This window comes from Cyanobium sp. LEGE 06143 (assembly GCF_015207535.1).
Classification (GTDB): domain Bacteria; phylum Cyanobacteriota; class Cyanobacteriia; order PCC-6307; family Cyanobiaceae; genus NIES-981.
In genome coordinates this window covers 1-11263 of the sequence record NZ_JADEWP010000071.1, presented here as the reverse complement: position 1 = coordinate 11263, position 11263 = coordinate 1, and the positions used below count along the sequence as shown (strand labels likewise).

Genomic DNA, 11263 nt, shown 5'->3' with positions numbered 1-11263 from the left:
ACGCTGGTAGCTCCGGTCTCGCTGCTCGAGCAGGCCGCGGCCAAGCGGGCCGAGCGCCAGCAGGCGATCACCGACGCTGCCGCTGCGATCACAGCTGATGCCGCCACCACGCCAGCGGCCCCTGCCCAGAAGCCGCCTGAGCCCACCGCCCCAGTCCCATCACGGGCAGTGGAACCCCAGCTGGGGGCGTTCGACGACACCTTCACCTGGTCGGCCGAGGTGCTGGCGGCCCAGGGACGACGGGTCGAGGACGTGTCGCTCGAGGAGATCGACTGGCTGGGGAGGCTGCGCCAGGGGCTGGAAAAAACCCGCCAGGGTTTTGTCAGCCAGCTGCTGGAACGGCTTGGCGATGACCCCCTCAGCCCCGAGACCCTCGACGACCTCGAAACCACCCTGCTGCGGGCCGATGTGGGCGTGAGCGCCACTGATCACGTGCTGGACGCCCTGCGCCAGCGCCTCAACCGCGAGGTGGTGGATCCCGCCGAGGGCATCCGCTTTCTCAAGGAACAGCTGCGCCAGATCCTCGATGACCCCAGCCAGGGCAGCGCCAGCCCCCTGCTGGCCCCCGAGCGCGGCCGCCTCAATGTGTGGTTGCTGGTGGGAGTCAATGGAGTGGGCAAGACCACCACCCTGGGCAAGCTCGCCAACCTGGCGGTGCGCAGCGGCTACAGCTGCCTGATCGCCGCTGCCGACACGTTCCGGGCCGCTGCCGTGCAGCAGGTGCAGGTGTGGGGTGAGCGCAGTGGCGTGGCGGTGATCTCCAACCCCAGCGCCAACGCTGATCCCGCCGCCGTGGTCTACGACGCCCTCGGGGCGGCCCGGGCCCAGGGCACGGAACTGGTGCTGGTGGACACGGCCGGCCGGCTGCAGACCAAGCACAACCTGATGGAGGAGCTGGCCAAGGTGCGGCGCATCGTCGACAAGCTGGCGCCCGAGGCCGTGGTGGAGTCGTTGCTGGTGCTCGATGCCAGCCAGGGCCAGAACGGGCTGAGGCAGGCGATGGCCTTCGCCAGCTCCGCCGGGCTCACCGGCGTGGTGCTCACCAAGCTGGATGGCAGTGCCCGCGGTGGCGTCGCCCTGGCGGTGGCGTCGGAGGCGCGGCTGCCGATCCGGTTCGTGGGGGCTGGCGAGGGCATCCGCGACCTGCGGCCGTTCAACAGCTTTGAGTTTGTCGAAGCCCTGATGGCGGGCTGATCGCCGCTACCCTTCGGATCCTCCGCGGCCGCTCCTTGAGCCAGAAGCCGCCCACACCCCTTGATGCCCACCAGGCCCCTGCGGCTGCAGCACCTGACCCTGCGGCGGCGGCCTCGATGCGGCAACTGCTCGACAGCCTGAACCGGGAGCAGCGCCGCAACCTGGATCTGCTGGCCTCCCTGGCCTTCGCGCTGCGCAGCGTGACCAACCTCAGCCGCCTGCTGGAGCTGGTGCCGGCGGTGGCGGCGCGGCTGGTGGAGGCCGACGGGGCCGTGCTGGTGGTGTTCCATGAGGATGGCCGCCTCTGGAAGGAGCAGCTTCAGGCCACGCCCTACGAGCGCTGCGCCGAGCTGCTGCGGCAGCTGGGGGCTCTGGCCAGCAGCGAGAGGCCGCTGCTGCACGATGACCCCACCGACCTCAGTGGCCTCGATCAGCGCGTGGCGCGGCTGATCGGCGGCGCTCAGGTCTTCGCCACCTCCGTGGTCTGCCGCAGCCACCAGCGCGGCCGCCTCTACGTGTTCAGTCAGCGGCAGGGATACAGCTGGAGCGAGGTGCATCGTCGCCACGTGCAGCTGGTGGCCGATCTGGCCGGCGTGGCCCTCGAAAACGACACCCTGCTCCAGGACATGCGGCGCCATGAGCGGGTGGATCGCCAGCTCAGCATCGGCGCTGAGGTGCAGGGCCAGCTGCTGCCGGATCGCTGCCCCGTGATCGAGGGGATCGAGCTGGCGGCCCGCTGCCGGCCGGCCTTCCAGGTGGGAGGCGACTACTACGACTTCATTCCCACCCGGCCGGCCCGGCCCGGCCACCCGCCCGAGAGAGAGCGCTGGGCCGTGGTGATGGGCGACGTGATGGGCAAGGGCGTGCCGGCCGGGCTGCTGATGAGCCTGCTGCGCGGCATGTTGCGGGCCGAGGTGCTGAGCGGCCACCCACCGGATCGGATCCTCCACGACCTCAACCAGCTGGCCCAGGAGGACCTCTCCCATTCCCACCGCTTTGTGACCCTCTTCTATTCCGATTTCGACCCTCGTACCAGGCGACTGCGCTACGGCAATGCCGCCCACAATCCACCCCTGCTGTGGCGGCGCCAGGCGGACCATCTGGAGCGGCTGGATGCGGCGGGCCCGTTGATCGGGCTGCAGAGCGACGCCGATTACGGCGTGGACGGCACCGTGCTCGACCCCGGTGACGTGGTGCTGTACTACACCGATGGCCTCACGGAGGCCATCGGTCTCGGCGGCGAGCGCTACGAGGAACTGCGGCTCGTGCAGAGCTTTCAGGCCGCCTGCCGGGCCGGTCTCGGCGCCCAGGAGATTCTCGATCAGCTGTTTGCCCGCCTCGATCGCTTCGTGGGCGCCAACCGCCAGCTCGACGATGACGCCTCGATCGTGGTGCTGAAAGTGCGCGACCAGCCCGTGCTGCCCAGCCTGCCCGCCCTTGGAAGCTGAGTGGCAAGCTGACGGATCTGACTGCCCCAGCCCCGATGGCCGCCCCTTCCTCCCCCGCGCCGCAGGCCGGTGTCACCGGCGCTGAGGCCGGCGGCTGGAGCAACCGCTTTGAGCAGGGGCTGCATCCGGCCATCGAGCGCTTCAATGCCTCGATCGGCTTTGACATCCAGCTGCTGCAGCAGGATCTGGATGGTTCGATCGCCCATGCCCGCATGCTGGGCCGCTGCGGGGTGATCAGCGAAACGGAGGCCACTCGGCTGATCGAGGGGCTGGAGTCGGTGCGGCGCGAGGCGGCCGCCGGCGCCTTCAACCCCGGCCTGGAGGCCGAGGATGTGCACTTCGCCGTGGAGCGGCGGCTGATCGAGCTGCTCGGACCGCTTGGCAAGAAGCTGCACACCGGCCGCTCCCGCAATGACCAGGTGGGAACGGACCTGCGGCTGTGGTTGCGCCAGCGGATCGATGCCATCGATGTGGCCTTGGTGCGCTTCGAGCGGGCCCTGCTGCAGCAGGCCGAAGGGCACATCGACACCATGATTCCCGGCTACACCCACCTGCAGAGAGCCCAGCCGCTCTGCCTGGCCCACCACCTGCTGGCCTACATCGCCATGGCGGAGCGGGATCGCCAACGGCTCGGCGATGTGCGCCGCCGCGTCAACCTCTGCCCCCTCGGCGCCGCGGCCCTGGCCGGCACCCCGGTGCCGATCGATCGGCGCCAGACCGCGGCGGAGCTGGGCTTTGACGCCATCTACGACAACAGCCTCGATGCGGTGAGCGACAGGGATTTCAGCGTGGAGTTCATGGCGGCCGCCTCCCTGGTGCTGGCCCACCTCAGCCGGCTCAGCGAGGAGGTGATCCTCTGGGCCAGCGAGGAGTTCGGCTTCGTGGCCCTCAGCGACCGCTGCGCCACCGGCAGCAGCCTGATGCCTCAGAAGAAGAACCCGGATGTGCCCGAACTGGTGCGCGGCAAGAGCGGCCGCGTGTTCGGCCACCTGATGGGGCTGCTCACCATGATCAAGGGGTTGCCCCTCGCCTACAACAAGGACTTCCAGGAAGACAAGGAGGCCCTCTTCGACGGGGTGGCCACCGTGCTCGACTGCCTCGAGGCCATGGCCATTCTCTTCGAGGAGGGCCTGGAGTTCCGGCCCCGGCGGCTGGAGGCGGCCGTGGCAGCCGATTTCTCCAATGCCACCGATGTGGCCGACTACCTCGTGGCCCGCGGCGTGCCCTTCCGGGAGGCCTACCAGCTTGTGGGAGGGCTGGTGAAGGGCTGTCTCCAGGAGGGTGTGCTGCTGCGGGATCTGCCCCTGGAGCGCTGGCAGGCCCTGCACCCGGCCTTCCGCGATGACATCTATGCGGCCATCGATCCTCGCCAGGTGGTGGCCGCCCGGCGCAGTGAGGGAGGCACCTCCTTTGAGCGGGTGAGGGAGCAGCTGGACCTGGCACGCCGTCGCCTGGAGGGCTGAGGGCGCGGCCCTTTGGCGGGCCTAGGCTGGTGCCGTTCGAGGCCCGAGTGCCTACCCCTGGTTCGTGAGCATCTTTGTCGGCAATCTGCCCTTCCGCGCGGAGCAGGAGGATGTGACTGAGCTGTTTGCACCCTTCGGTGACGTGGTGAGTTGTGCGCTGCCGCTGGAGCGCGACAGTGGTCGCAAGCGGGGCTTCGCCTTCGTGGAGATGGCGGATCCGGAGATGGAATCCCGTGCCATCGAGGCCCTGCAGGGAGCCGAGCTGATGGGCCGGCCCCTGCGCATCAACAAGGCTGAACCCCGCAGTGGCGGAGGCGGTGGCCCCCGTCGCGGTGGTGGCGGCTACGGCGGTGGTGGCTACGGCGGCGGGGGAGGCGGCTATGGCGGCGGCGGTGCCGCCTATGGCGCTGGAGGCGGCGGCGATCGCGGCTCAGGATCCCAGGGCTGGGAAGATCGCAGCTACGGCGGCGGCGCCGCCGATTCCTTCGGTGCGGGTCGCACCCGTCGCCGGCGCAGCAGTGGTGGTGACGGGGCCCAGCAGGCCTGACGCGGCAGCCCTGGAACGCCCAGAAGCAGGATCACAGCCCCTGGTTGCTCAGCCATTGGGCCGCCTGTCGCAGCACCTCCGGGCCCGCCTCCCGCCCGCTCGCGGCGGTGCTGATCTGCTGCCGCCAGCGCCGCGCCCCGCTCACCCCCTGTACCAGGTGCGCCAGGTGGCGGGCCAGGGGCCAGAGCCGCTCACCCCGCTCCAGCCACTGCTCGGCATATGGGATCAGTCCGCGCACCACCTCTGAGGCCCTGGCCGGAGGACGGCTGGCATCGCCGTGGATCTGACTGTCGACCCCCACCCAGTGCATCGGATGGGCATAGGCGGCCCGGCCCACCATGGCCCCATCCACCAGCTGCAGCTGCTGCTGGCAGGCCTCCAGGGTCTCCAGGCCGCCATTGATCTCCAGGTTCAGCTGGGGCCGGTCGCGCTTGAGCTGGTGCACCAGGTCGTAGCGCAGCGGCGGCACCGTGCGGTTGGCCTTGGGGTCGAGGCCGTTGAGCCAGGCCTTGCGGGCGTGAACGGCGAAGCCGCTGGCGCCGGCGGCGGCCACGCTGTCCACGAAGGCCAGCAGCTCGGCGTAGGAGTCCTGGTCGTCGATGCCGATCCGATGCTTCACCGTCACCGGCAGGGGCGAGGCGGCGGCCATGGCGGCCACGCACGCCGCCACGCGCGCTGGATCCGCCATCAGGCAGGCCCCGAAGCGCCCCTTGCGCACCTTCTCGCTGGGGCAGCCCACATTCAGATTCACCTCGTCGTAGCCCCAGTCGGCCGCCAGCTGCGTGGCCGCCGCCAGCAGGGCGGGATCGTCGCCCCCGAGCTGCAGCGCCAGGGGTTTCTCCGCCGGGTGGAATCCCAGCAGCCGCTCCAATCGCCCCCCAGACCTGGCCGCATCCGGCGCCTGCCTGGCATGGTGCAGGGCATTGGCCACCACCATCTCGCTGTAGAGCAGGCTGTGCTGCGTGATCTGGCGCATCAGCATCCGAAAATGCCGATCCGTGTAGTCCATCATCGGAGCCACGCTGAAGCGGTGGCTGCTCTGGCCGTGCTGCCTCATCGCCCCATGCTGCCGATCCATGGGTCCTGAAACGCCGCTGTGGTCATCGGATCGCCAGCCGCGTTCCGAGCCGGGGGCACTGCCGGATCGGGCGGCGGTGGTGGTGGTGGGCGGCGGTGCGGCCGGGTTCATGGCGGCGATCATCGCCGCCGAGGCCGGCGTGCGTGACATCCACGTGCTGGAGGCCACGGCGGAGCCGCTGCAGAAGGTGCGCATCAGTGGTGGCGGCCGCTGCAATGTCACCCACGCCTGCTGGGATCCGCGCAGCCTCGTGGGCCATTACCCGCGCGGCCAGAAAGCCCTGCGCGGGCCGTTCGCGCGCTTTGCCTGCGGCGATGCCGTGGCCTGGTTCGCTGAGCATGGTCTGGACCTGGTTGAAGAGGCCGATGGCCGTCTCTTCCCCCGCTCGAACCGCTCCAGCTCGGTGGTCACGGCCCTGCGCCAGGCGGCCCGCCGGGCCGGGGTTACCGTGCACCTCGGCACCAGTGCCCAGCAGGTGGCGCGACGGGAAGGGGGCTTTGCGCTTCAGGTGCGTGTCAGTGGGGCGTCCACCCTGCCGCTGCTGGCCGAACGGCTGGTGCTGGCCACTGGCGGCCACCCCAGTGGCCGCCGCCTGGCGGTGAGCCTCGGCCACACCCAGGTGCCTCCCGTGCCCTCCCTGTTCACCCTGGCGCTGGAGGCGCAGGCGCTCACCTCCCTGGCGGGGGTGGTGATGGACCCTGTGCAGCTCACCCTGGAGCTTCCTGACGGCAGCAGAGTGCAGCAGGACGGCCCCGTGTTGATCACCCACTGGGGGCTGAGTGGGCCCGCCACCCTGCGGCTCACGGCCTTCGCGGCCCGTGCGCTGCATGCCGCCCGCTATCGGGCCCAGCTCCTGGTGGACTGGACCGGGGGCCGCCCGGAGCAACAGCTCACGGCGCTGCTGGCCGCGGCCCGCTCAGACCAGGCGAAACGGCAGCTGGCCAATGCCCGGCCCTGGCCTGAGCTCAGTCGACGCCTCTGGCTGCACCTGTTGCAGAGCCAGGGGGTGGATCCCGCCCAGCGCTGGGCGGACCTCACCAGGCGCAACCAGCAGGCCCTGGTCCAGGCCTTGAGCCGCTCCCGCTACGGCGTGCGGGGCCGCGGACCGTTCGGGGAAGAGTTCGTGAGCGCCGGCGGCGTGCCCCTCGATGAGCTCAGCACGGCGCGCATGGAGAGCCGCTCCGTGCCGGGCCTGTACATGGCCGGGGAACTTCTCGATGTGGATGGCGTCACCGGTGGGTTCAACTTTCAGCACTGCTGGACCTCCGGCTGGCTGGCCGGCCGGGCGATCGCGTCGGCCAGCCAGACAGGCATCTGCCAGTTTGGGATCTGAAGGCAGGTGACTACTTGATCTGATCAAAGATTGAGAACATCGGCAGATACATGGCGATCAGAATCGCACCCACGATCATCCCCACCAGCACAATCATCATCGGCTCCAGCAGGGAGGTGAGTGCCTTCACGGCTGTTTCCACTTCGTCTTCATAAAAGTCTGCCGCCTTGGAGAGCATGGTGTCCATTTCCCCGGTCTCCTCACCGATCGACAGCATGCTCAGGGCCATCTCCGGCAGGACCTGACGGCGACTGAGGGCGACGCTCAAGGGGATGCCCTCCATCAGCGACTGACGACTTCCCTGGATCGTGTCTGATACCACGGAATTGGAGGTGATGTCCCGAACCACATCCAGGGCTTGGAGGATCGGCACGCCCGCCTGGGTGAGCGAGCCGAAGGTGCGGCAGAACTGGGCTGTAGCGGTTTTCTGAATCAGATCACCAAACACCGGGAGTTTCAGAGAAAGCCCATCCATCCAGCGTCTGCCGAAGGGGGTCTGATAGAACTTGAGGGCACCAATAGTTGCGATGGCAATCACTCCAATCAGAAAAAATGCGAATGGTGATCGCAGTAGTTGGCTGAAGTCCACCATGAACTGAGTGAACCAAGGAAGCTCGGCGTTGAGATCTTCGAAGATCTTGGCAAAGGTGGGAATCACAAAGATCGTCATTCCGAGGAACACAGCAATGGCGATGCATAACACTGCGATTGGATAGGCCATCGCACCCCGGATCTGATTCTGCAGCCGCGCATTGGCTTCCAGCAGCTTGGCCAGTCTGCGCAGCGTCTCATCCAGCACACCACCTGCTTCGCCGGCCCCCACCATCGCCAGGGTGAGGCGGTCAAACACCTTCGGCCAACGCCACATGGCTTCCGCCAGGCTCAGGCCCTGGTTCAGTTCCAGGCTCACGGATTCCAGGGCTCGTTTGAACAGCGGCATCTTCTGCTGCGAGGCCATCAGGTCGATGCTGCGCACGATCGGCACCCCTGCCGTCACCAGTGCCGCCAGCTTGTTGGCGAAGACAGCCTTGGCCCGGGTGCCAGGCCTGCTTTCAAAGGCACTGATCAGGCTGGTGGTTCTGAGCTTCTGCTTCAGCTGTCGAATTGCCTTCTGACTGATCGCAGAGGTGTTAGATGAGGCCTTGATCTCCGTGACCCGAATCCCCCGCAAACGCAAGCTGCGCTTCGCCTGCAGGGCGTCAGCAGCTTCCGCCCTGATGGAGGTCTGCTTGCCCCGTTTCTCGTAGCTGGCAATGAAGGTCGGCATGGTGGTGGCTGGACTCAGCCGAGTTGGTTCAGCAGTCGCTTGAGCTCTTCGGGTCGACTGGTTTTGGTGATGGCTTCATCGATCAGAATTTTGTTGCTGAGCACCAGATCAGCCAGGGACTTCTCCAGAGTCTGCATGGCTAGTTCACCACCCATCTGAATCTGGGAGTAGAGCTGAGCTGTTTTCCCTTCGCGGATCAGGTTGGCGATGGCCGGGGTGCTGATCATGATCTCCTGGGCCATGACCCTACCCAGCTGATTGGGCATTGGTTTGTGGCGTTTACACAGGGTCTGAGCAAACACCGCTACGAGGCTGCCGCTGAGCTGAACCCTGACCTGGCTCTGCTGGGCAGCGGGGAACACATCCACCATGCGGTCGACGGTCTGAGAGGCCGAACTCGTGTGCAGCGACGCGAGCACCAAATGCCCTGTTTCAGCGGCAGTGATGGCCAGCTGAATGGTCTCAAGGTCACGCATTTCTCCAACGAGAATCACATCGGGATCTTCCCGTAGTGCTGACCTCAGCGCATTGGAGAAGCTGCGGGTGTCGTCATTCAGCTGACGCTGATGGATCATGCTCTTGTCTGAAGAATAGGTGAATTCAATCGGGTCTTCAATGGTGAGAATATGTTCAGTGCGAGTTTGATTGATGTGATTCAGGATGGCTGCCAGGGTGGTGGTCTTGCCTGATCCCGTGGGCCCGGTGACGAGTACAAGACCCTTAGGGGAACGACTCATCTCCTCGACGATGGATGGCATGTTCAGACTTTCCAGCGAGGGTATGGTGCTACCCAGGGCCCTCAGAGAGGCGGCATAGGTGCCGCGCTGCCGGTAGACATTGATCCTGAACCTGGCCACACCCCTGAGGCCGTAGGAACAGTCAAGTTCCCAGTCTTGCTCAAGACGCTTGCGCTGGGAATTATTGAGAATCGAGAAAATCAGCTTGTTGCAGTCCTCCTCATCGAGTCGTTCCTCAACGATGGGTCTCAACTGCCCGTTGAAGCGCCCATAGGGCGGCAGCCCGGAACTGATGTGGAGGTCACTGCCACCAGCAGCGACCAGCTCAGTCATCAGATCTTCGATCATCACGGCCATGGGTCTCAGAGCAAGAGATCGGCGACGGAATCCAGGGATCGGGGCCTGGGCTGCCCGGGAGGCTGGCTGGGAAGCCTCACCGGGGCGTGAGGCAGTAGGGACACTCCAGCCAAGCATCACTGAGACCGGCTCCGCAGTCCTTGCAGGTCAGGGTGCTCAAGGCACGGGAGCGACGCTCACTCTCGAGCCCTGTATCCGTCAGCAGAATCCGCTGCACTTCAGCCAGGGTGGTGTGGCCTTCCCGCACCAGCTCAAGGCCATAGCCCAGCAGTGTCTTCATGCCACTTTCCAGGGCCAGGCGCCGGATCACATCGGTGGTTTGGCGCTGGGCGATGGCGGTGGAGATCGCATCGTTGATGCGCAGCACTTCAAACGCCGCCACCCTCCCCTTGTAGCCATTGCCATTGCAGTTGGGGCAGGCACGTTTCTGGCGCCCATGGCTCGTGTCGGCCCGATAGAAGGTCACATCGGAAACTTCGCTTCCCAACAGTCCGAATCGACTCAGTTCTTCCGGGTCGGGGTGGTAGCTGATGCGGCACTGGCTGCAGACCCGGCGCACCAGCCGCTGTGACACGATGCCCAGCAGAGAGGCGCTCACCATGAAGGGTTCGACCCCCATCTCATCCAGCCGTGTAATGGCACTGGCCGCATCGTTGCAGTGCAGGGTGGTGAGAACCAGGTGCCCGGTGAGAGCGGCCTCGATGGCTGTTTTGGCCGTTTCCAGATCGCGGGTTTCTCCCACCAGCAGCACATCGGGGTCCTGGCGCATGAAGGCCCGCAGGGTGGTGGGGAAGTCCAGCCCCTTGTCACGGTTCACCTGGGTCTGGGTGATGCCCTGCAAGGTGTATTCAATGGGATCCTCCACCGTGGAGATGTTGATGTCTGGATTGTTGCGCTCTGACAGCAGCGCATACAGCGTGGTGGATTTGCCGGAGCCCGTGGGGCCCGTGACCAGGACCATGCCGTAAGGATTGCTGCCGAGTTCCCGCAGGGTTGCGCGGGCGTCGGGATTGGTGATCAGCGTGTCCAGGCCGAGCTCGGTCGAGCTGCTGTCCAGCAGCCGCAGCACCACCTTTTCGCCATTGCGGGTCGGCAGGGTGCTGACGCGGAAGTCCATCTTGCGTCCTCGGAACAGTCGTCGGATTCGGCCGTCCTGAGGCAGCCGTCGTTCGGCGATGTCCAGTTCCGCCATGATCTTCAGCCTGGAGGTGACGGCAGGCACCAGACTGCGGGGCAGATCCTCAAACAGCTTCTGCAACACGCCGTCGATCCGGAAGCGGATCTCAAGGGTCTGGTCGTGGGGCTCGACGTGGATGTCGCTGGCGCCGATGCAGAGGGCTTCGATCAGGATCCGATCCACCAGGCTCACGATCGGTGAGGCATTGGCGCTGGAGTTGGTTTCGGCTTCGCTGACCTCCAGGTCTTCCAGTTCCAGCACCTCCTGCAGCTGACCGCCGGCGCTGGGAAGCTCAAGATCCTTCGTGAGCGAGCGTGGCTCCATCAGGTCGCTGGCCTCGTCCTTCCCAGCCGCTTCACGAGACGACTCCTCCTGTTCCAGGGAGGTCAGCAGGGCCATTTGCTCGAGGGCATCGGTGATATCCCTGCTCCTGGCCTGCAGCAATTCCGCCTCCAGGCCCAGCGCGCTCAAGGCAAGCTGCACGGCCATCCGCGGTTCGCGGCCACAGTCGCTCGGTACAGCCACCACCAGCACTCCGGGGCGTTCGGCGATGGGACAGGCGCCAAGCTCGCCCCAGCGCTCGAAGCTCAGGCCGGGATTGCGTACCTCCTCCGGCGTGAGGTCTCCCCGATCGAGCAGAGGTTGTTGCAGCAGCCCTGCGG

General features: G+C 66.6%; 9 protein-coding genes. 5 read left to right on the top strand and 4 right to left on the bottom strand.

Features of this window, described 5'->3' with window-relative positions; translation table 11 throughout:
• From ftsY to IQ216_RS06780, 4 genes are all read left to right on the top strand, one after another.
• A partial coding sequence (ftsY, locus tag IQ216_RS06795) for a signal recognition particle-docking protein FtsY (protein WP_228007233.1) occupies positions 1-1194 on the top strand: 1194 nt, incomplete at its 5' end.
• Positions 1195-1229: 35 nt separating this feature from the next.
• Positions 1230-2642 carry a PP2C family protein-serine/threonine phosphatase gene (locus IQ216_RS06790; RefSeq protein WP_370566645.1) on the top strand — a complete coding sequence of 471 codons (1413 nt, stop codon included), beginning with the start codon at positions 1230-1232 and terminating at the stop codon, positions 2640-2642.
• Positions 2643-2677: 35 nt separating this feature from the next.
• Positions 2678-4105, top strand: a complete 1428-nt coding sequence (gene argH / locus IQ216_RS06785; RefSeq protein WP_193814874.1) for an argininosuccinate lyase — start codon at positions 2678-2680, stop codon at positions 4103-4105.
• 64 nt (positions 4106-4169) lie between these two features.
• Positions 4170-4652, top strand: coding sequence for an RNA-binding protein (locus IQ216_RS06780; protein WP_193814873.1), 483 nt, complete (start codon positions 4170-4172; stop codon positions 4650-4652).
• Between the two features lie 31 nt (positions 4653-4683).
• Here IQ216_RS06780 and dusA read toward each other — a convergent pair whose 3' ends face one another.
• On the bottom strand, positions 4684-5709 hold the full coding sequence (dusA, locus tag IQ216_RS06775) for a tRNA dihydrouridine(20/20a) synthase DusA (protein WP_193814872.1): 1026 nt from the start codon (positions 5707-5709) through the stop codon (positions 4684-4686).
• Between the two features lie 130 nt (positions 5710-5839).
• Between dusA and IQ216_RS06770 the strand changes: the two genes are divergently transcribed.
• The gene (locus IQ216_RS06770) at positions 5840-7063 is read left to right on the top strand and encodes an NAD(P)/FAD-dependent oxidoreductase (protein WP_255510588.1); all 1224 of its coding nucleotides are present in this window, start codon (positions 5840-5842) and stop codon (positions 7061-7063) included.
• A gap of 10 nt (positions 7064-7073) precedes the next feature.
• Here the strand turns inward: IQ216_RS06770 and IQ216_RS06765 are convergent, their stop codons facing one another.
• The 3 genes from IQ216_RS06765 to IQ216_RS06755 form a co-directional block, all read right to left on the bottom strand.
• Positions 7074-8330 carry a type II secretion system F family protein gene (locus IQ216_RS06765; RefSeq protein WP_193814870.1) on the bottom strand — a complete coding sequence of 419 codons (1257 nt, stop codon included), beginning with the start codon at positions 8328-8330 and terminating at the stop codon, positions 7074-7076.
• Between the two features lie 14 nt (positions 8331-8344).
• Positions 8345-9424, bottom strand: a complete 1080-nt coding sequence (locus IQ216_RS06760; RefSeq protein ID WP_193814869.1) for a type IV pilus twitching motility protein PilT — start codon at positions 9422-9424, stop codon at positions 8345-8347.
• A gap of 76 nt (positions 9425-9500) precedes the next feature.
• A partial coding sequence (locus IQ216_RS06755; RefSeq protein WP_370566644.1) for a GspE/PulE family protein occupies positions 9501-11263 on the bottom strand: 1763 nt, incomplete at its 5' end.